Consider the following 20,817-nt stretch of genomic DNA (forward strand, 5'->3'; position numbering starts at 1 on the left):
GGTGCTCGAAAGCGTAAAACACCATCTTTGGCACGGCAATGTCGGTCGCGCACTCGCGCTCCTGGAGGATTTTAGCGATGGCTTCGACCTCGTCCTCGATCCGCCGCCCGAGGTACGCAAGCTGCAGCGATATCTGCAGGAGTTCGGCCGCTACATCGACAACAACGCCAATCTCATCCCGAATTACGCCGAACGGCACCGCCATGGCGAGGTGGTTTCGACCGCCTTCGTCGAGTCAACGGTCAACCAGGTCATTGCCAAGCGGTTCGCCAAAAAGCAACAAATGCAATGGACGCCACGTGGCGTCCACCTCCTCATCCAACTGCGAACGCGCGTTCTCGACGGCACTCTCGACAACGACTTCAAACGGTGGCGCCAGGAACGGCAGGCACCGAAAAATGCCATCAAATTGGCAGCCTGATGACCCCCAACTTTTTTATGCTCCCCAACCCGCGTGCTCGACGGCACTCTCGACGACGATTTCAAGCGCTGGCGCACGGAACGGCGGTCTTCACCGAACGAGGCGAAAATGGCGGCGTGGCTCCCCCAGCTTTTTCATGCTCCCCCTCATCGCTCCCAATCGCCAATCGCATTGGCACTATTCAAGCGGCGCCGATCCTCTGCATGGCAGTGAAGCACGGATTTCGGTGGGCTGCTCGTCGCGCTGGCCTGCGAGTTCGAACTGGCTGAATGGTTGCTGTGAAGTCTTCGACTAATTCGATATTCAACGCTCAGCGTACACCGAGAGACCAGTGAGACCTGCGAAATCTCGATGGCGTTGTGTTGTATTCGCGTTTGAAGCCCCGCACGAAGTGCGCACTGTCGGCAAAACCACATTCATAAGCAATTTGCGCAATGGAACGGTCGCTATTTAGGAGGAACCACTTTGCTGATTTAAGGCGCATCTGGCGCCAAAAGAGAGCTGGTGAGATCTGCAGGTGCCGCCTGAACAAACGAGACAACTCGCGCTCACTTGTCCCAACGCTCGCCGCGATGTCCGACACTGAACAGAGCTCGTAGAGCTTCTGCCGCATAAGCTCGACCGCATGCTCAACACGCCGATCGAGGCATTTCAATCGGGGGTCGTGATCTACCGTGGAATTCACACTCTCGAACCCGCGATCGCCCAACAGATAATGGTACGCCTTTTGCGAACGAGATTCGCCGCATGCTTCTGCAACGAGGAACATCGCCAGATTCACAGCCGCAAGACCTCCTGGAGAAGTGATAATGTTGCCGTCGCACACCACAGAGCTATCTGTAACGGGCACGGCTTCGCTGAAGTATCGCCTTATAGTTCCAATCAAATCGAAGTGGACGGCACAGCGCTTTCCGTTAAGAAGGCCTAATTCCGCCAAGACAACTGTGCCCGTACAGCATCCTACAAGTTTGACGCCCATACGCGCGGCTGTCTCAACAAATTCATATGTCGTCGCGCAAGGCCTTTCGTTGTTGTGCAGGATGCCCCCATGCACGATTATATAGTCAAATTCGGACGGGTCCCCAAAGATCTTCGTCGGGTGGATCTGCATGCCGCAACTTGCGGTGATGGGCATGTCATCGTGCGATAACACATCCCATGTGCAATAAACTTGGCGGCTAAAATCGCTCTCGTCGCCAGCAAGTCGCAGAACATCAATGATGCAACCGAGCGACATGAGCGTAAAGTGCGGTGTCGGGACGATTCCGACGCGCAGCGGCGTCTTTATGAGCGGCGGGAGCTTGGTGGGCCCGAGATGAGAATAATCAAAATCCAATGCCGGCATCCCTAAAAACGCTAACAATTTGTCCGAAAAATACAATACGGCTTTGCGCAAGGCAAATAGAATTCGGGCCCATAGGGACGCAGACGTAAAAGCGTCAGTCGGCTACTGCTCAAGCAGTCGCGTGGGTAAAAATAAACAATGGGGAATGAACGTGAGCCAGCGAGCGGCAATCGCTACGCTATTCAATAGCGGAAAATTCGCTTCGTCTGCGAGTTACAAATATGTCTCCACACAAGTTGTAAATATATACGGCCTGAGCGGCAATTTCGGTGCGAAGACTGACGAAATAGTCTCGGAACGCAGCGTCGGCTGCCGTGTCGACACCGTCGCACTTAGCACTGTTTCTACAAGCAGTGCCCTAGCCGGAAATGGTCCGCCAGGCATATCAGGTAAGGCCCGGGAGGTTCTCGCTGTCGGATTTTTGAAGCCAGAGACTGAATTGAACAAATCGGCAGAGACGTTTGTGGCCCATATTTCCTCTCAAAATCCCCGACCTTCCGGAACGCATCGCGTCAAGCAGACATCGCGGCGAAGGTCCAAGCAGGACGTTAGTAGGCTAGAGCCGAACGGGCCACGCGACAACTCGCCGATACCGTGCATGCCCTTGCGTCTAAACCGAACGACGAGCACTAGCCAGCAGAACTTGATATGACGACCACATTCCCAAAGATCTTCAGTGAAATCTCCTTAGGCCCGCATCGCCTCAAGAATCGGGTTGTCTTCGGTGCGCATACTGCCAACATGTCTGTTAATGGTGTCCCTGGCGAACAACACATAGCGTACTATGTGGAGCGCGCTTTAGGAGGAGCGGCGATGATCGTGGTTGAACCCATGCCGGTTCACCCTGCGACGGTCCTCACCCGAGGCAATTTTAGGCCCTGCGACGACACGGTTATACCAGCTTTCCGGAAGCTAACCGATGCTGTCAAACAGCACGGGGCTGTTGTTCTGCAGCAAATCTATCACGTCGGAAGCCACGGCGATTCCGACCTGTCTTTTCATCCTGCCTGGTCTCCGTCGGGCGGGCCGAGCTATCACGATAGTGACAGCTCGCATGCTATGACTGATGCGGAGATCGAGGAGACGATCAACTCGTTTGTCGAAGCAGCGGTCCGCTGCCAGGCTGCCGGTTTTGATGGGGTTGAAGTTTGGGCCGCTTATGGCGGTCTTCTCGATCAATTTTGGACCCCATTCTACAACAAGCGAAAGGATAAATGGGGGGGTACTCTTTCGAATAGAATGCGGTTTTCGAAGGAGGTCCTCCGCCTTATCAGACATCGATGCGGGCAGGAGTTTGTAGTCGGCCTCAGTATTAGTGACGAGCCCAATTGCCCGACGGCTCTCACACACGAACAGTTGGTGGAAATTGTCTCTCTTCTCGATGAAGAACGTCTGATCGACTACGTAACCTGCGGGACAGGTGGCTATTTTGACCACAACAGCACGATGCCTACGTTCCAATATCCGGAGCGGCTGGGAGTCGACTTGGCGGCAAGTGTCAAACGCGCTGTGAAGCATGCGCTGGTCACTGCTGAGAGCCACATCCGGACCCCTGAAAATGCTGAAATGACCATTGGTGAGGGATCCGCAGATCTCGTTTCGATCGTACGAGGACAGATTGCCGATCCGCACCTGGTGACGAAAGCGCGAAACGGCGTTCCGGAAGACATCCGAGGCTGCATTTCGTGCAATCAGATGTGCTGGGGTCGAAGGTCAAGGGACTATTGGATCAGCTGTCTGGTGAACCCCTCCGCCGGTCGCGAAGCAGAATGGGGCGGGGATCGGTTCGAGCCTGCCGTGTCAAAGCAGTCGGTCCTTGTCATTGGAGGCGGTCCTGCGGGATTAGAGGCTGCACGGGTAGCCGCAGAGAGAGGTCACCGGGTCGTCCTCGCGGAGGCATCGGGTGGACTAGGCGGAGCGTTCCGCCTCGCCGGCGAGCAACCTCGTCGAGCCCAGATCCTTGACTTAATCCGGTGGTATGAGACGCGCTTTGAAAAGCTCGGCGTCGAGATTCGACTGAATACCTATGTCGAAGGAAATGATGTCGTGAGCATTAATGCCGATTCTGTTGTCGTTGCGACAGGATCGCTGCCTCAGGAAACCGGTTTTCAGAAAGCCAGGCCGGCTTACCCGGATCTTGACGGCATTGATCGCGGCAACGTTTTTTCGGCTCAGAGTGTCATGGCTCGCCAGGCAAGACTTGGCCCCCGTGTTGTACTGTTGGACGAAAGCGGTGGATGGAAGGGATGCGGAACGGCGTGGAAACTCGCCGAGCAAGGGCACAAGGTCGTTCTTGTGACCCCTGACGCAGTAATCGGAAAGGATCTTCAACGCACCAACGCCGATGCCCCTTTAAGAAAAACTCTGAGTATGCTGGGCGTCACATTCCGAACAGAGACGAGTGTTGAAAGTTGGAGCGGAGACTCTGCAACACTTATTTCTCACCTGACAGGAAAACGAGAGGTTTTCGATGCCGACGGTCTCGTATTGTCGACGTCCAATGTAGCTGCGAACTGGTTAGCTCTTGAACTGACCCAACTGGGCGTCAAGTACATCCAAATTGGCGACTGCGTCGCACCACGGCAAGCTCCGTACGCTTTCTACGAGGGCCGGCGAGCGGGAATGTCAATCGGTTCGAGCTAAACAAGCCGAACTCTACGATAGTAGTGAAAGTTATCATTGGGCTGACAACGAATAAAATAACAACCCGAAGAGTCTTATATGAGAGCGCCCCGTGTTATCTCGACATCACCTTTAATCGCGATTGACAGGCTGTCGAAAAGCTTCGGACGACTCGACGTACTTCGCGATATTTGTTTGAGCGTGGATCCAGGGGAAGTTCGAGCGATCATCGGCCCGAGCGGGTCCGGGAAAAGTACACTGCTACGCTGTATGAATTACCTTACCAGGCCAGACAGCGGAATACTCAGAATTGGCCAGACCGAAATAGACGCCTCCAAGGAGCCGAACAGAGCTGAACTCGTTCGTCTTCGACGGTCAATTGGTATGGTATTTCAGTCCTTTAATCTGTTCCCACATATGACAGTCTTGCGCAATGTTTGCTTGGCGCAGGAGCGCATGCTGGGCACCAGACCGAAAGAAGCGCAGGAAAAGGCGATGAACCTACTCCATCGCGTAGGCATGGCTTCGAAGGCGGACGAATACCCTGGCCGTTGCTCGGGCGGTCAGCAGCAGCGCGTAGCGATAGCCAGGGCGTTAGCACTCGATCCTAAGATCATGCTTTTCGACGAACCTACCTCGGCGCTCGACCCTGAGCTGGGGCTCGAGGTCCTGGCCGTAATGAGGGAGCTTGCGGAAAGCGGAATGACGATGCTTGTCGTAACGCACGAGATGCATTTTGCCGAGCATGTCTCTGATCGCGTTACGATCATGGCAGATTGTAAAATAATCGAAGAGGGGAAGAGCACTGACATCATTCGCCGGCCGCAGCACGAACGCTCAAGGAAATTTCTGAGCGCGGTGTCTAACCGATGAAAGAAGATGATCTTCACTACTTGATTGCCGGTTTGCCCTACACCCTTTCGCTGACCGCCACCGGGTTCGCATTGGGGTGTTTACTAGCCTTTCCTATCGTTGCAGCAATGCGATCTGGACCGGGCCTCTTCTCCAGGATTCTTCAGGGGTACATTCTGATCGTGCGTGGAACTCCAGCGCTTGTCTGGCTCTTTATCGTATTCTTCAGCCTTGGGAATGGCCCGTTCGAGCTTGAGCCGTTCACCGCTGCGGCAATCACGTTTGGGGCAATCTCAGGCGCGTATCTGGCAGAGATTTATAGAGGCGCGCTGTCCGGGGTACCCTCTGGACAGTGGGATGCCGCTGAAGCGCTTGGGCTTGATCGATACTCGCTCTATAAAGACGTTGTGGGACCCCAGGCATTGCGCATCGCTCTGCCATCCGCCGCCAGTTACTTCATAGGTCTCCTTAAAGACACTGCGATCGCGTCGACAATCGGCGTCGTGGAGTTAACATTTAGAGCATACCACGTTTCCCAGATGACCTTTAATGGTCTTCGCGTGTATGCGGTTGTTGCCCTGATATATATTTGTATAAGCCTGCCAATCGCATTCTATTCGCGCTTCGCGGACGCGAAACTAAGGAGAAGGATATCTCATTGATGCTCCTTATGATCGCAGAATATTACTCTTGGCTACCCTCTCTGTTGTCAGGACTTGGCATCAGTCTACTTGTCGCGCTGTTAAGTCTATCTGTTGGCATTCCACTCGGTCTTGGGCTGGCACTGTTGGTTCAGTCCGCGTGGTGGCCTGCCCGTTGGTTTGCGCTGTTCATCGTCGAGATCGGACGGGGTGCACCAGCGCTCGTAATATTGCAGTTCGTTTACTTTGGACTACCGACCGCGGGCTTGACGTTGGGTGCTGTCACTTCAGCCGTTATCGCTCTTGCATGGAACACGGGAGCCTACACGAGTGAGATCATTCGGGCAGGGCTGGAGGCTGTACCCGCTGGCCAGAAAGAGGCGGCCATCACAATCAACCTGAGCCGTATCGACACATTGCGGTTTATAATACTTCCACAGGCGTTCAGAGTAGTGGCGCCCCCATTGCTTGGCTTTTCGATCCTGATATTCCAAGCGACATCTCTATGTTTTACGATCTCCGTTCCAGAGCTTGTAAGCAGAGCGTATGAAATAGGTTCCAACACGTTCCAGTATTTCCCAGTCTTGATGATGGCCGGTATTTTGTACGCCGTCATATGCATTCCTGCATCGCTTATTGTTTCACATGCGGAGCGCAAAGCAGGTCAACATCTTTAGCGCAGTAGAAACCATGGAGAGGGGACTATGAAAAGAGTACAACGTGCCACCGCCTTAACCGGCGCGATATGTCTCGCAGCGAGCCTCATTGGCGGGTCGGCTTTTGCAGAATGTTCGCCGAAGCATAAATTCGAAACACTTCATGCCGGCCAACTGACCGTTGCCGTTACCACGCAGCCACCGCAGTCCTTTATGACAACGGAAGGCGAGTTCGGGGGTGTGGAAAGCGACATCCTCAAGAAGTTCGCCGAAATGGAATGTTTGAAGATAAGTCCTTCGCTTATCAGTGGGAATACCGCTGTTCAATATATTGTGGCGGGGAAGGCGGACCTCGTTGTCGGCGGCTGGTATCGTACGGAGGCACGATCGAAGATCGTCGGGCTTTCATATCCAATCTATATCGATCGGATGGCCCTCTATTCCAAGAGCGGGATTTCCACCGTGGATGACATGGTTGGAAAAAAAATCGGTACCGTTTCGGGTTATCTTTGGGTAGACGACCTTCGGAAACTGCTCGGTGACGGTCTGGCACTCTATCCAGACGTCGACAACGCGCTTAACGATCTTCGGGCCGGCCGGATTGATGCGGTTGCAAATAGCTATATTTCGGGCGTGGCAGCAATCGATTCAGGAAGTCTGGCGGGTTACAAGGTCGAGGTTGTGGGCGCAGACCCACGTGTGGCGGCTACTGTGGAACCGGCACAGTCTGCCTTTCCATACATCAAGAGCGAGGAAGCACTTGGCAAAGCGCTGGATGACGATATTCAGGAAATGCAGAGAGATGGGTCCATGACGGAAACTCTGAAGTCTTACAAACTCGATCCCTCGTTGGGGGACACCGGAGCACCTCGGCTAATCAAGTGAAGTCAAGATCGGTACACGTCCAGCTCATGTTGGTGAGCTGGACGTGCCAACGACGAGACTTAGATGAAATCGGGCTACGATCGATCAGCACACACGACGTCCTTCCATGGGTCGACGCTAGTTTGTTAGCGCTGTCGACATGACCGGACGGAGACCTGAGACCGCAGCTTCGGGATCCAGTACCTCTTCCCCTAGGGTGCGGCTCACATCGTACATGTAAGCACATCTGGACTCGGCGGTCCGAACGGCGGGACGTGCGCGAATTCGGTCCATCCATCCAACAAGTGCGTCAAAATGATTCCGTGCCAACGCTGCTCGCTCATACTGGCCGACAATGGTGTAGAGCATAAAGTCCGCAACGGAGATATTGCCGGCCAAATAGTCTCGATCCTTCAAAAGCTCGTTGCAGCGCGAGATGTCTCCGAGAAGGCGCTGGCGATAATCCCGGATCAGCCCAGAGTAGTCCGCATCATCACGGCGCATCAATTGGAAGAGTGCGGCGTGCCCGTCCATAACGTCGGTGGACGCAATCATAAGGGCGCGGATCGCTTCGCTTCGCGCCGGCTCCGATGTCGGAAGCAGTACGCCGAGCTTGTCTGCCAAATAGAGAAGGATCGCGACGCACTGATCGATCGCCACCTCTCCGTCCTTCAGCGCCGGCAGCCGACCCTGGGGATTGAAGGCGAGAAGATCCGCTGGGCGGTCCCTCTTGCGGATGTCGACAACGACAAGTTCATAGTCCGCTTTAGCTTCTTCCAACACCATACAGGGAGGGAGACCTCTGGTCGTGCCGGTCATGAAGAGCTTCATATCGTTTCCCTCCAGGAGATAGCCGGAATATGCCGCCCGAGGACGGCCGGGGCGTGCATCCGTAATATTTTTAGCCTATCTTGACATAGCATGTCTGTCTACAATAGGAATTCCCAAAAGCTAGGAGCGATCATGATCCCGGATGAACCCGCCACCTCAAAGGACCGAAAGGGCGTTTTCGCTGAGACGCTCGTCAATCGCATACTGACGATGCAGCTCGAGCCTGGGTCAGTTCTCGACGAAGTCGCTCTGAGCCAGGAATTTGGGCTGTCGCGTCCACCGGTCCGCGAGCTCATGAAACAGATGGCGGGCGAAGGTTACATCGATCTGGAGGCCAACCGCCCTGCGCGCGTTCCCATCATATCCTACCATACCCTCAGGAATTTCCTGATGGTCGCTCCGATGATCTACGTCGCGTCGACGAAGCTCGCTGCTGTCAACCATACCGCGAAGGAGCTCGAGGTCCTTAAGCAGACACAGCAGAAGTTTAGGGAATCGATCGCTGACGGCAATGTTGAGAACAGGGTGATCTTAAATCACCAGTTTCACCTCAGCATTGGAAAAATGGCGCACAACGAATACTTGCTTCCCAGTCTCAAGAAGCTTCTGATTGATCACGCTCGAGTTGGTAAAGTTTTCTATCGGCAGCACACAGACCTGCGGGTCCAGAAGGATCAGGGAACGGCTGTGCGCCAGCACGATGAGATAATTGAGGCCATCGAATCAGGTGATGTGGAAGCCGCGGGCGAAATAACGCGGGCGCATCTTGAGATTCTTCGAGACGATATCGCGCTCTACGTTTTGCCCAGCGGCATGCAGGGCGAACTTCAATGATAACTGCTGCCGGCATCATTGCGACACTCGGGAGAACAAAATGCTAAACAAGGTGGACTATAGGGCGCAAGTCCGATCACTAACATTGCCGAACAGGATGTTCGTGGATGGTGAGATGGCGACCGCGCTATCGGGCAAAACGTTCCAGACCTGCAATCCAGCGACGGGGGAAGTGCTGGCCGAGCTACCGGCAGCTTCGGCAGCCGATGTGGACAATGCTGTCGCCATCGCCCGGCAAGCGTTCGAAGACGGCCGGTGGTCCAAGCTGGCTCCGGCAAACCGGAAGCAGGTGCTTCTCAAGTTGGCTGCTGTCATCGAGGATAATTTGCTCGAGCTGGCATTGATGGAGAGCGTGGAAAGCGGCAAGGCGATCAGTGATTGCATCAACATTGACGTACCGGAGGCTATCAACTGCCTCAGGTGGCACGCTGAAGCCATCGACAAGATTTACGACCAGGTGTCACCGGCGAACGACGCTTCTCTTGGATTGATCGTTCGCGAGCCAATCGGGGTCGTTGGGATCGTGCTGCCCTGGAATTTTCCCCTGCTCACTCTGGCATGGAAGATCGGCCCGGCTCTCGCAGCAGGATGCACGCTTATTGTCAAGCCGGCTGAAGAGACGTCGCTCACCACATTGCGCGTAGCAGAACTGGCTCTGGAAGCTGGCCTTCCGCGCGGCGTTTTCAATGTCCTGACCGGTAATGGTCCGGAGGTTGGCGAGCCGATCGGTCGCCATCCCGACATCGACGCGATTTCCTTTACAGGTTCTACCGACACTGGCCGTCGCTTCTTGCAGTATTCCGCCGAGAGCAATTTGAAGGAAGTGGTTCTCGAGATGGGGGGTAAGAACCCTTGTATCGTTATGGACGACGTTCGTGATCTTGGTGCGGTGGCGGCCCACATTTGCAACGGCGCTTTCTGGAATATGGGTCAGAATTGCTCGGCTATTTCACGTGTCTTCGTCCATAAGGACGTGAAGGGCCGCCTTCTGGAAAAATTGAGTGAAGCCGCTAAGACCTGGACTGTTGGCGACCCACTTGATCCAGAGACCCGCATTGGCCCGCTCATCTCCCCCACGCATTTCGAAAAGGTCAGCAGCTATCTGGAATGCGATGGCAAGTTGGTGATTGGCGGAAGGGTTTTCAACGGCACCACGATCGAGCCCACGATCTTCGAATTCGAAAGACACAACAGCAGGCATGTTAGGGACGAGATTTTCGGACCGATTGTTTCCGTGATTGGAGTGGACTCACTGGCGGAAGCAGTCACTCTCGCCAATGAGACTGAATATGGCCTGGCGGCCTCGATTTTCACTGCGGACGGCACACGGGCGCTTCGAGCCGCGCGGGCGGTTAAGGCTGGAACGGTCACCGTGAATTGCTACGGAGAAGGGGACGCCGCTACTCCGTTCGGCGGCTACAAACAATCGGGCTTTGGCGGTCGGGACAAATCGCTCCAGGCGCATGATCAGTATTGCCAGACCAAGACCCTTTGGGTCGATCTGAGCGACTCAAACGAGGATTTCTGAAATGTCGGCATTTGCTTTCCCGGGTCTCAATCTCGCGATCACCACGCCCTTCAATGAGAGCGGACTTATTGATTTTAAACGCCTGGAGGAGCTCATCGAACGCTATCTGAGCGCCGGCGTCGATGGCTTCGTTTTCAGCTCCGGCACCGGGATGCATGTTTATCTCACGCCAGACGAATCGAGATCCTTGATAGAACAGGGATCGCGTATCGTCGCCGGCCGCGCCAAAGTGATTGCTCAGGCCTCAGCATTACTCACAGCCGAGGTAGTCGAAAGGGCACAATTTGCAAAGGACGTAGGTGCGGACGGCGTGATGATTCTCCCGCCGTTCTTCGAAGGTCCCTCGGACGATAACAGTCTTTTCGACTTTTATGCCGAAGTCGCAAAGGTTGGAGTGCCGATCATCGGCTACAACTTGCCCCAAGTAGCCGGTATACGAATAACCCCGGACCTGCTCCGCCGACTCTGTGAACTACCCGAATTCCGAGCCATTAAGGACAGCAGCGCGGACTTGGTCTCACAGGTCAAACTGATCGATACGGGCCTGGAGATCTTAAACGGCGCCGATCCACTCGTGCCGTTCTCGCTGTTTGCAGGTTGCTCGGGCCTGATCTGGGGCGGCGCGAATATTGCGCCACGCACCTGCGTCGCGATCGTAAAGGCTGCTAGTGAAAAGAGATGGGGCGACGTTCGGTCCCTCTGGCGGCAACTAGAGCCAATTATGACGCTGCTTTGGTCTGGTGATTATGTCCCAAGCGCGTACGCGGCTGCCAAACTTACTGGCTATGACTGCGGCAATGCCAGGAGACCTTTCCACCCCATCTCGTCCGACCGTGTCGCCGCGCTGCGGAACGCCCTAGGCTCACTAGCCGAGCAAGAATCAAAACGATGAGTAACAGGACCTTCCGAGCGCGCCGTCTTCCCACTCATGGCGCGCAATCCGGATGGGTGGCACTGCTTCCTTCCAGAAATCAAGCACCCTCGCTGGATCGCGCCATCACCGTAGACGTTGTCGTTGTCGGCGCAGGGTTCGCTGGCCTGGCGGCTGCCACTAGATTAGCGCAACTCGATCCGAAATTATCCGTAGCAGTTATCGATGCAGACGTCGTTGGAAACGGGGCCAGTGGTCGAAACTCCGGGTTCCTCATTGATTTGCCCCATGACATTTCATCGGGAAATTTTGGGGTCGATGCGATTAGCAAAACCAGCAACGAAATAGCGATCGCGCGGACGGCGATTCAACATTACGTGCGCCTCGCGGGAGAAAATAGCTGGGGCAAAGACGTGTTTGATCCCAGCGGCAAATACAGCGTTGCTATGACCGATGCGGGTACGGCGCACCTTGCCGCTTACTCGTCCAGACTCAAGTCATGGGGTGAAGCACACGAGTTTTTGGGGGCCGAGCAGATCGCGGAAGTTACTGGCACGAGATCGTTCAAATCAGGACTCTTCACACCTGCATCCGTCATGGTCCAACCCGCCGCGCTGGTGAGGTCCGTTGCCGATCTATTTCGCGAGCCGATCCTACTGTTCGAGCGCACTCCGGCTCTTGTCATTGAGACTTCACCGAGCGGGTGTCTGGTCAAGACACCCAAGGGGCAGGTGAGGGCTAGTCGGGTGGTCCTTGCCACAAACGGCCACGCGGAGAGCTTCGGGTTCGGGAACGGCAAACTTCTCCATGTGTTCACTTACTCCTCGCTGACCGAACCGTTTGATCCCGGCACGCTTGGAGGACTTCGTAAGTGGGGAGCCACTCCGGCCTTGCCGATGGGCACCACGGTACGACGTATCAATGGGCGTGATGGCGACCGGATACTGATACGCTCCCGCTACACCTACAACCCGAAAATAGAGGTCAGCGCTGGCTCGATGAAGAGTGCAGGCGACCTCCATGACCGCAAATTTGCAGGCCGTTTCCCGGACCATATCCACTTGAAAATGCAGTATCGTTGGGCAGGCGCGTTGGCGCTCACCTGGAACACGGTGCCGTTGTTTGGCCAAGTGGAAGACAGGATTTTCGCGGCCTGCGCCTGCAACGGCATAGGCGGGACCAAGGCTACCGCAGCTGGGATAGCGATCGCGGAACTCTTGGTTGGACATCGGTCCAAACTCGGTGAAATTTTCAGCGAGTTTGAGAACCCTAAGGACTTGCCCCCGCGGCCGCTCGTTGAGGTGGGCGCACGCCTCAACCTCGCATTTAGGGAATGGCACGCGGGAGGTGAATGAATCTTCACATCGCAACGAGAGCGTCTCTTGCGAAGTAGATAAAGGGTTAAGGCGTCCAAGCTGCGTTTGTTCCTACGTCTAAGCTCTTTGTAGGCCGGGCAAATGCCCACGTTGAAGCAGGGAATGAAAGGGGAATAAAATGAGAAATATCTGGAAGGGAATAGTCGGGGCCGCCATGTTTTGTATGGCTCTTGGGTCCGCCCACGCTGAGGAAAAGACCATCACGGTTGGCACTTTGGGGTGGGACGACATGACGTCAATTACCGGCGTGACCAAGACAGTGCTTGAGAATGCCGGTTATAAGGTCAAGGTAGTCGCGTTCTCAGATTGGGGTATCGCCTTCGCCGCTCTCGCTCATGGCGATGTACAGATCATGACGGCTCTGCCCGATTATACCACGCATGATTACTGGCAGAAGAACATGAGCAAGCTCGAAAAGCTCTCTGCCGTTTCTTACGGTCTGTATCAAGCAATCGTCGTTCCGAAGTACGTACCGATTGATTCAGTCGAACAATTGAATGGTATTGCCGACAAGGTCGACAACAAGATCATTGGCATTGAAGCGGGCTCTGGCATCATGCGCGAGGCCCAGGCAGCGGTTAAGGAATACGGGCTCAAGCTGAAGCTCATTGAAGGCAGCACGGCCGCCATGGTGGCGGCCACGAAGGCCGCAGTGGATCGGAAGGAATGGATAGCCGTTACGCTCTGGGAGCCGTCATGGATGATGACGAAGTTTGACATGAAATTCCTAAATGATCCCAAAGGGGTATTCCCGCCAAAAGAGGCTTATTACTGGATCGCTCAAAAGGGTTTCTCCGTTGATCATCCGAACGCTAGAGAATTGATTGCCGGCGTGTTTCTCCCGCTTCAAGAAATGAGCGCGATCCACGCCCGCGTGAGCGACGGCTTGACTATGGAACAAGCGGTAAAGGAGTGGACCGATAAGCACCCCGACCTGCTAAAGCGCTGGGAGAACTTGAAGACGGAATAATTGCCGAAGCGGGCCGTACCTCACCGGACGGCCCGCTAAAAATCCAGCTGTAGAAGATATTGAAGAAAAGCTGGCTCATGGGTAACACGATGAATGCCGCGATTAACGACATTAACGAACTGTTGATCGACTGCCGGTCGGTCTGGAAGATCTTCGGTGCGCGCGCGCAAGCCGCCATGAAGGCGGTCGCGGAACGCGGACTGTCGAAGACGCAAGTCCTGCAGGAATTCAACTGTGTCGTCGGAGTCTCGAATGCCAGCCTCCAGGTCAGGCGCGGCGAGATTTTTTGTGTCATGGGACTATCGGGCAGCGGCAAGTCGACCTTGATCCGACTGCTCAATCGACTGATCGAGCCGAGCCTTGGGCGGATTATGATCAGAGGCAGGAATATTTCAGAAATGAATGCGGCGGACCTAAGGGAACTGCGCGCCCACCATATCGGAATGGTATTTCAGAGCGTCGCGCTGCTGCCAAATCGCACGGTGCTGGAGAACGCGGCTTTCGGCCTCGAAGTGCAGGCCATTCCGAGGAAGGAGCGCAACATGACTGCGCTGGCGGCGCTCGAAAAAGTCGGTCTCTCGGACTGGACGTCACGATATCCCTCCGAATTGTCGGGTGGTATGCAGCAGCGCGTCGGTCTCGCGCGCGCACTCGCCGCTGATCCCGAAATCATTCTCATGGACGAGCCGTTCAGCGCGCTCGATCCACTGATCCGCCGTCAACTCCAGGACGAGTTCCGGCAGCTCACCAAATCCCTCGGAAAATCGGCCGTATTCATTACGCACGATCTGGAGGAGGCCATCCGCATCGGCGACCGCATTGCCATCATGAAGGATGGAATAATCGTTCAAGTGGGCACTGCCGAGGACATCGTGACCAAGCCTGCTGATAGCTATGTCGCCGCATTCGTTGCGGGCATCTCCAGAATTCATCTCGTCAAGGCACATTCGGTGATGCTTTCGGTTGGGAAATTCAGATGCAGCATGCCTGATTGCGATATCGAAGCCCTGCCGACAACGACGCCCGACGCGGACATCGGCCAACTCATCGGCTTGATAACGCAATCGGCCACTGATGCTCTAGCCGTTGTCGACTGCGGCGCAGTCGTGGGCGTCGTCACGATCCGCAGTCTCCTGGTTGGCGTGGCCGGAAGTCCAGCCGTGACCGCGGTCGCGACATAACCACCATTGAGGAAACCGGGATGGACATATCGCTCTTTACCAGTGGCTTTGATGAGTGGATCGACATAATCCTCGAGTGGATCAGCGATCGTGGCGCCGGGCTGTTCGATTGGCTCCGAGCAATTCTGGAGGGAACATTTGACGTCGTGCTCTCGCTCCTGCAACTCGGGCCATTCTATGTGATCGCCATCATCGCCGCAGTCCTCGCATGGCGTTTGATTGGTTTGACGGCTGGCATCCTTACGGGCGCCGCGTTGGTTTTCTGTGCGTTGATGGGATTGTGGGCGGACACCATGAGCACATTGGCGCTGGTTATCACCGCGACCATCATGGCTCTTGTCGTGGGGATCCCGGTTGGGGTCGTCGCGGGCTTTGTCAGGTGGTTCGATCGGCTGCTTCAGCCCGTGCTCGATCTCATACAGACCTTGCCACCCTACATTTATCTTCTGCCCGCGATAGCTTTGCTCGGCTATGGCGCTGCAACTGCTCTCGCGGCGACCTTCATTGTCGCCATGCCGCCCGCAGTCCGGCTGACGTCACTTGGCATCCGCCTGACGCCGCGCGAGTTCATCGAACTGGGCGAGGCGTGCGGGCTGACACCATGGCAGATGTTCACAAAGATCAGGCTGCCATTCGCAATTCCGAGTGTGATGGTGGGAATTAACCAAAGCCTGATGATGGCTTTCGGTATGGTGGTCATTGCAGGCATCGTCGGGTCCGGCGGACTGGGTCAAACGATTTACGAAGCAGTCCGCAAGCTGGATATCCCAACTTCGATCAACGCGGCGATAGCGATTGTCATCCTCACGATCGTGCTCGATCGGCTCACCCAGAGCGCGGCCCGGAACGCAAGTGGAGAAGCCGGATGAATTTAACGGACACGTTCGCGTTCTCACCCGGTGCCTATCTAGCTCCCGTTGTCGATTGGCTCAACACGAATTTCCATCCGTTCTTTGAAGGCGTATCGACGGTTGTCGAGGCCGTATTGAACGGTATCGGCGTTGCGCTGTTGTTCTTGCCTTTTTACGCTGTAATAGCGATTGCGTTTCTTCTTGTTGCGCTTCTGGTCAATGTCCGCGTTTCGGCAGTAACGGTCATCGCTTTGTTGTTTTGCGTTTTGATGGGCTTCTGGGAAGCATCCATGCAAACGTTGGCGTTGGTCGCTGTGTCGGTAGCAATCTCAGTGCTGATTGCGTTTCCGCTCGGCGTCATAGCATCGCGCCACAAGAAGTTCGAGGCCGCGATCCGGCCCGTGCTCGATATAATGCAGACTGTTCCACCGTGGGTTTATCTGATCCCTGCAGTGGTCATCTTCAGTCTTGGCGAAGTCCCTGCCATCATCGCCACGATTATTTACGGCGTACCTCCAATGTTGCGCCTTACAACATTGGCGTTCAACCAAGTCCCCAAGGACCTTCTCGAGCTGGGCAGGGCAACAGGCGCCTCGCCACGCACCATCTTGCTTAAGATCGAAATTCCGTCAGCTATCCCCACCCTCGCCGTTGGACTTAACCAGTGCATTCTCCTGTCGTTAGCCATGGTGGTTCTGGCGGGCCTCGTTGGCGCCGGGGGCCTGGGCGCCGAGGTCACGCGTGGGCTGACCCGCATGGAGATGGGATTGGGACTCAGGGCGGGTCTGTCGATTGTCGCCCTCGCCATTTTCCTCGACCGGTTGTCAAGCGGCGCCCTCCAGCGCCGTCGCAATGATCACGCGTAGGGCACTGCCTGAAAAAAAGGAGAGTGTCCGTGCACCACAATTCCTTTTCGGTCTCTATTGAGCAAGAATGGTGCGTGGAAATGGATTTAGCGAACTTCAGGAGAGTTGAATAGTTGCAATGGAGGTCGAAGGTTTCCGCTTGTCGATAGCGCACTCCAACACCGAGCGGCATCGCGCAGGCCAATGGGTCTTATTTTTTTGCTGTCAGACCTTCTGATTGAAGGCTGTCTCTAATAAACAAGCCCGTAGAGGAGTAATAAAGTTGAAATTCGAAGGAATCTACCCGCCGATTGTTACGCCATTCACGAAAGATGGCCAGATAGATAGGTCGACGTTCGCTACAATAATTGAGTTCCTACTGGACGCGAAAGTGCATGGGATCATAGTCGGCGGCACCACGGGAGAGTATTTTACTCAGACACCACAGGAGCGCATTGATCTAGCCACCTTTACGAAGCAAGTGATTGGAAGCCGCTGCCCACTTATAGTGAGCACAGGTGCCACACGTACCGAGGATGCGGTCCACTACGCGAAGGCGGCAAGAGAACTAGGCGCGGATGCAATAATGATCACCTCGCCGCCTTATGCCCTCCCGACGCAGTCCGAAAACGCTCGCCACGCACTGGCGATCGACAAGGCCGCAGACCTTCCAATCATGCTTTACAACTATCCAGCGCGTGCTGGTGTGGCGATGGGCCATGAATATTTTAGAGAGGTCAGCAGATCCGAGAATGTGATCGCTATCAAGGAGGCATCAGGGGACATGAGTGCCATACATAATCTGGCGTCCAATTTCCCCAATATTGAACTTTCTTGTGGTTGGGATGATCAAGCTATTGAATTCTTTGCCTGGGGCGCGAAAAGTTGGGTTTGCGCCGGTGCAAATTTCCTGCCTCATGAGCATGTGGCGCTCTATGAGGCCTGCGTGATCCAGCGCGATTTTGACAAAGGTCGCGCAATCATGAAGGCATTGCTTCCTATGTTGGCTATTTTCGACGCTGGTAAGCTTATCCAATCCGTCAAGTACGGATGTAAACTCGCCGGCGTTGAAGCTGGAACGGTACGTGCCCCTTTGGGGCCTTTGACGTCGGAGGAGGAAAAGCATTTGCAGCGAGTGTACATGACGTTGAAAGGTGCATTCGCACATATCATGTCTCGCGCCAGTAATGAGTGACACTTTGATCTCTATCAAATCAAGGTAATCCTTCCGAATACAGCGCTGAGGCCGTTCAGGTTTTGAAATTCCAAGGCATGAGGTCGTCGATCTGATTGATCGGCCAGCCTCGGGCGATGCGCTCGAGCGTCTGCGTTAGCCAGGCTGCGTATCAACGTAAGCGCCTCGCCGATCGCCTTTGGATTTGGGCTTGGCGTTTTCCGGAATCGCCAGGGCATGAGTTCCTCGATCTGGCTCTGTGGATGGCCGTTGATGATGGCGAGAGTTTCGGCGAGGTAGGCAACGGGATTGACGTCGTTGAGCCTGCAGGTGGCCACGGCGGATGAGAGCAGCGCCCAGTTTCAGATTTCACGCTGGTCGCTGACGCGGAGGAAATGCCAATGAAATGGTCAAAAATGATAACCGCAATCGGCGCGCACGCGGAGGGTGAAATCGGACGCGTCATTACCGGAGGAATCGCGCCTGTCCCGGGCAACGATATGCGGGAAAGATTGTTATGGCTGAACGATCATGGCGATCACATCCGCAAATTCGCGCTTTATGAACCCCGCGGCGCAGCCCAGATGTCCGTGAATCTCTTGCTTCCGCCAACCCACCCAGGTGCCGATATTGCATTTATTCCGATGCAGGGCGACCGTAGCCACGCCATGTCAGGCTCCAACGCGATGTGCGTTGTTACGTCTGTGCTTGAAACCGGCATGTTCGCTATGTCGGAGCCGGAAACGGTTATTCGGTTGGATACCGCAGCAGGCCTGGTTACAGCGCGAGCCTCTTGCCGTGATGGCAAGGTGACTTCGGTCTCACTCGATTTTGTCGAGAGTTTCGCAGAGCACCTCGACCATCCGCTTCGTGTTGAGGGAATAGGCGAACTCAAAGTCGATGTGGCTTTTGGCGGGGTCTACTACGTACTTGCAGATGCGGCAGCGCTTGGGTTGGAAATTGTGCCCGCCAATGCCCGAAAACTTGTCGACCTTGGCAGTCGCTTAGTCGCAGCTGCGAAAGAGCAGATCTCTGTGCAGCACCCGTTAGTGAACGAATTCAACTCGATTGCCTTTTGCATGTTCACAAGCGTCGAGGATCGTGAATGGCAGGTTTATCGCAATGCTACAATCCTGCCGCCGGGCCGAGTCGATCGCTCGCCTTGTGGGACGGGTAGTGCGGCACGTCTCTCTGTCATGCGCGCGCGCGGTGCGATCAATTTGAACCAAGAAGTCACAATGCGGTCCATCATTGGAAGCAGGTTTTCGGTGAAGGTTACTCAAGATCGTAAAATTGGGCACCGCAAGGGGATCCAGCCAGTGATCAGCGGTAGGTCTTGGATCTATGCGGTTGAGCAGATGGGCGTCGATCCGTCCGACCCATTCCAGCAAGGCTTTACCCTTGCAGATACTTGGGGAGAAGGCATTGAGCACATCCTTCCAACGAACTGAACACGTCGCTGGGAAACTCCGTAGCACTGGGCCCCATCCGACCGATTTCGACGCTTGGCAGCAGCAAACAGCGGCATGGCATCGTTGCGGCCTTCATCATCTCCCTTTGAAAGGAAGGCCGCGGAATTGGATCGCGCGCAGGCGCCCTGGCTGATGTATAGTGAGGCTGTCGCTCAGGCGATGAGCTGATCCGGGGCCTTTTTGGCCTCACGGCCTTTTCCACGTCCACGGAAGCAGTTCGTGCAGGCGGGAGACGGGAAGATCGGCGATGCGGGCGAACACATCGGCGAACCACGCCTTGGGGTCAACCTCGTTGAGGCGACAAGTCGTGATGACGGAGAGCATGATGGCGGCTCGATCAGCCCCACGCTGGGAACCGGCGAGGGTCCAATTTCGCCTGCTAGGAGAGCAGGAAAAAGACAAGCGCGAATTTCTACGCAACTTTTTCCATTGAGCGTGTTTTGGGATGAAGTGTCCACTTAACGGAGGTGGACACCAAGTGATTGAGATGATGAACAGAAACTGCTGGTAAGGCGGATTTTGCGCAACGGCCGCCGGCGGTACGACCCGGCGTCGAAAGAGCGGCTCGTTGCGGCCTGCCTGGAGCCTGGCGTGTCGATATCGCGGCTTGCGCTTGAACATGGGATCAATGCCAACCTACTTCGGAAATGGATAAAGACGGCCAAAGACGCCGTTGCTTTGCCGCCACCGGCACCGTCGGCGTTCATTCCGGTCCAAGTCAGCGCTGCAGCGCTGCAGAGAACAGCCTGCCGATGCAGAGCATGTCGTTTGAGCTGGCTACCAAGGTGGTGAAGAGCGGCCGCCGAAGTCGTCGCCACTCCCAGCCAAGGTGAGCGCGTCTTTGCCGAACGGCGTGAAGTTGACGCTGGAATACGGTGATGTGGGTAAGACCTTATGTCTTTTCTGGTTGCCGGCTGTGAGGTGGTTCGCCCTACACTGGCAGTGTTGAAGCGAGGGTTGCTCGTCGAGCCTATCCTCAAGCCAGGAGGACGAACCATGGAAGAATATAGCGAAGTTTTCGTAGGTTTGGATGTTGCGAAGGATCGGCATGCTGTTGCTCTCGCCGAGAGCGGCCGTACGGGCGAGGTTCGATATGTCGGAGAGATATCGTCCGATAGTGCGTCGGCTGAGATTTTGCTATGAGGCTGGACCCACCGGATACGGTCTGAAGCGGGAGATCGAAGCGCTTGGCCACGAGTGCGCCGTGATTGCTCCATCTCTGATCCCGCGCAAGCTTGGCGATCGGGTCAAGCTACGTCGATATTGGGCAACCGTTCCTGGCTCGGCCAGGATCATTGTGCCGCTTGTTGAGCGGCGGCGCAGGCAATCTCTAGAGCATCAAGTGGAGTAGGCACCAAGGCTGCGAGGTCTGTTTCATCAGTTTCCAAAAACCCGGCCGCTGCCGCCGACGAAATGGACATCAGCATGGGAGGTTGGAAAGGGAACAGAGGCAGAGCCGAAAGCCGCGCGCGTTCCTCCTCAA

Annotated in this window: 19 protein-coding genes and 5 pseudogenes; 18 read left to right on the forward strand and 6 right to left on the reverse strand. The window is 55.4% G+C overall.

Going from position 1 to position 20,817, the window contains the following annotated elements:
* A pseudogene (locus O7A70_RS32080) lies at positions 1 to 421 on the forward strand (ISKra4 family transposase); the annotation flags it as partial.
* A gap of 310 nt (positions 422 to 731) precedes the next feature.
* Here the strand turns inward: O7A70_RS32080 and O7A70_RS32085 are convergent.
* Positions 732 to 1,817, reverse strand: a complete 1,086-nt coding sequence (locus O7A70_RS32085) for a GlxA family transcriptional regulator (protein WP_337143927.1) — start codon at positions 1,815 to 1,817, stop codon at positions 732 to 734.
* 597 nt (positions 1,818 to 2,414) lie between these two features.
* On the opposite strand from O7A70_RS32085, the gene O7A70_RS32090 reads away from it, so the two are divergent.
* The 5 genes from O7A70_RS32090 to O7A70_RS32110 all read left to right on the forward strand — a co-directional run bounded on the left by O7A70_RS32090 (position 2,415) and on the right by O7A70_RS32110 (position 7,422).
* Positions 2,415 to 4,409: an oxidoreductase gene (locus tag O7A70_RS32090; RefSeq protein ID WP_337143928.1), complete on the forward strand. Its 1,995-nt coding sequence runs from the start codon at positions 2,415 to 2,417 to the stop codon at positions 4,407 to 4,409.
* A gap of 78 nt (positions 4,410 to 4,487) precedes the next feature.
* Entirely contained in the window at positions 4,488 to 5,261 is a 774-nt protein-coding gene (locus O7A70_RS32095) for an amino acid ABC transporter ATP-binding protein (RefSeq protein WP_337143929.1), read from the forward strand.
* Entirely contained in the window at positions 5,258 to 5,902 is a 645-nt protein-coding gene (locus O7A70_RS32100; RefSeq protein ID WP_337143930.1) for an amino acid ABC transporter permease, read from the forward strand. Before O7A70_RS32095 ends, O7A70_RS32100 begins: the two co-directional genes overlap by 4 nt.
* Positions 5,902 to 6,558 carry an amino acid ABC transporter permease gene (locus O7A70_RS32105; protein WP_337143931.1) on the forward strand — a complete coding sequence of 219 codons (657 nt, stop codon included), beginning with the start codon at positions 5,902 to 5,904 and terminating at the stop codon, positions 6,556 to 6,558. Before O7A70_RS32100 ends, O7A70_RS32105 begins: the two co-directional genes overlap by 1 nt.
* 27 nt (positions 6,559 to 6,585) lie before the next feature.
* A complete protein-coding gene (locus O7A70_RS32110) occupies positions 6,586 to 7,422 on the forward strand; it encodes a substrate-binding periplasmic protein (protein WP_337143932.1) in 837 nt (278 codons plus the stop codon).
* Positions 7,423 to 7,539: 117 nt separating this feature from the next.
* Here O7A70_RS32110 and O7A70_RS32115 read toward each other — a convergent pair whose 3' ends face one another.
* On the reverse strand, positions 7,540 to 8,232 hold the full coding sequence (locus O7A70_RS32115) for a glutathione S-transferase family protein (protein WP_337143933.1): 693 nt from the start codon (positions 8,230 to 8,232) through the stop codon (positions 7,540 to 7,542).
* A gap of 132 nt (positions 8,233 to 8,364) precedes the next feature.
* Between O7A70_RS32115 and O7A70_RS32120 the strand changes: the two genes are divergently transcribed.
* From O7A70_RS32120 to O7A70_RS32160, 9 genes are all read left to right on the forward strand, one after another.
* Positions 8,365 to 9,066 (forward strand): GntR family transcriptional regulator, encoded by a 702-nt coding sequence (locus O7A70_RS32120; protein WP_337143934.1) that lies wholly within the window; start codon positions 8,365 to 8,367, stop codon positions 9,064 to 9,066.
* Positions 9,067 to 9,106: 40 nt separating this feature from the next.
* On the forward strand, positions 9,107 to 10,594 hold the full coding sequence (locus O7A70_RS32125; RefSeq protein ID WP_337143935.1) for an aldehyde dehydrogenase: 1,488 nt from the start codon (positions 9,107 to 9,109) through the stop codon (positions 10,592 to 10,594).
* A gap of 1 nt (position 10,595) precedes the next feature.
* Positions 10,596 to 11,486 carry a dihydrodipicolinate synthase family protein gene (locus O7A70_RS32130; protein ID WP_337143936.1) on the forward strand — a complete coding sequence of 297 codons (891 nt, stop codon included), beginning with the start codon at positions 10,596 to 10,598 and terminating at the stop codon, positions 11,484 to 11,486.
* On the forward strand, positions 11,474 to 12,820 hold the full coding sequence (locus tag O7A70_RS32135) for an NAD(P)/FAD-dependent oxidoreductase (RefSeq protein ID WP_442921242.1): 1,347 nt from the start codon (positions 11,474 to 11,476) through the stop codon (positions 12,818 to 12,820). Before O7A70_RS32130 ends, O7A70_RS32135 begins: the two co-directional genes overlap by 13 nt.
* Before the next feature lie 139 nt (positions 12,821 to 12,959).
* A complete protein-coding gene (locus O7A70_RS32140) occupies positions 12,960 to 13,811 on the forward strand; it encodes a glycine betaine ABC transporter substrate-binding protein (RefSeq protein WP_337143938.1) in 852 nt (283 codons plus the stop codon).
* A gap of 89 nt (positions 13,812 to 13,900) precedes the next feature.
* Entirely contained in the window at positions 13,901 to 14,992 is a 1,092-nt protein-coding gene (locus tag O7A70_RS32145) for a quaternary amine ABC transporter ATP-binding protein (RefSeq protein WP_337143944.1), read from the forward strand.
* Positions 14,993 to 15,012: 20 nt separating this feature from the next.
* A complete protein-coding gene (locus O7A70_RS32150; RefSeq protein ID WP_337143939.1) occupies positions 15,013 to 15,861 on the forward strand; it encodes an ABC transporter permease in 849 nt (282 codons plus the stop codon).
* The gene (locus tag O7A70_RS32155; protein ID WP_337143940.1) at positions 15,858 to 16,709 is read left to right on the forward strand and encodes an ABC transporter permease; all 852 of its coding nucleotides are present in this window, start codon (positions 15,858 to 15,860) and stop codon (positions 16,707 to 16,709) included. The genes O7A70_RS32150 and O7A70_RS32155 overlap by 4 nt, the downstream gene beginning before the upstream one ends.
* A 262-nt stretch (positions 16,710 to 16,971) precedes the next feature.
* Positions 16,972 to 17,883, forward strand: a complete 912-nt coding sequence (locus O7A70_RS32160) for a dihydrodipicolinate synthase family protein (protein WP_337143941.1) — start codon at positions 16,972 to 16,974, stop codon at positions 17,881 to 17,883.
* Between the two features lie 55 nt (positions 17,884 to 17,938).
* Here the strand turns inward: O7A70_RS32160 and O7A70_RS32165 are convergent.
* Positions 17,939 to 18,028, reverse strand: a pseudogene (locus O7A70_RS32165) (transposase domain-containing protein); the annotation flags it as partial.
* A gap of 76 nt (positions 18,029 to 18,104) precedes the next feature.
* Positions 18,105 to 18,200 (reverse strand): annotated as a pseudogene (locus tag O7A70_RS32170) (transposase domain-containing protein); the annotation flags it as partial.
* Positions 18,201 to 18,263: 63 nt separating this feature from the next.
* Here O7A70_RS32170 and O7A70_RS32175 point away from each other — a divergent pair.
* Complete coding sequence (locus O7A70_RS32175; RefSeq protein WP_337143942.1) at positions 18,264 to 19,313, forward strand: proline racemase family protein; 1,050 nt, start codon at positions 18,264 to 18,266, stop codon at positions 19,311 to 19,313.
* A 173-nt stretch (positions 19,314 to 19,486) separates the two neighbouring features.
* Here O7A70_RS32175 and O7A70_RS32180 read toward each other — a convergent pair.
* Positions 19,487 to 19,712, reverse strand: a pseudogene (locus tag O7A70_RS32180) (transposase domain-containing protein); the annotation flags it as partial.
* Positions 19,713 to 19,853: 141 nt separating this feature from the next.
* Here O7A70_RS32180 and tnpA point away from each other — a divergent pair.
* Together tnpA and O7A70_RS32190 are read left to right on the forward strand one after the other, a co-directional pair.
* Positions 19,854 to 20,126 (forward strand): IS66-like element accessory protein TnpA, encoded by a 273-nt coding sequence (tnpA, locus tag O7A70_RS32185; RefSeq protein ID WP_337143943.1) that lies wholly within the window; start codon positions 19,854 to 19,856, stop codon positions 20,124 to 20,126.
* Positions 20,127 to 20,330: 204 nt separating this feature from the next.
* Positions 20,331 to 20,595, forward strand: a pseudogene (locus O7A70_RS32190) (IS110 family transposase); the annotation flags it as partial.
* A gap of 31 nt (positions 20,596 to 20,626) precedes the next feature.
* Here O7A70_RS32190 and O7A70_RS32195 read toward each other — a convergent pair.
* Positions 20,627 to 20,817: hypothetical protein (locus O7A70_RS32195; protein ID WP_337143945.1), on the reverse strand; the 191-nt coding region annotated here is incomplete at its 5' end.

Origin of the sequence: Mesorhizobium sp. Cs1299R1N1 (assembly GCF_037179655.1) — a bacterium.
Taxonomy (GTDB): Bacteria; Pseudomonadota; Alphaproteobacteria; order Rhizobiales; family Rhizobiaceae; genus Mesorhizobium; species Mesorhizobium salmacidum.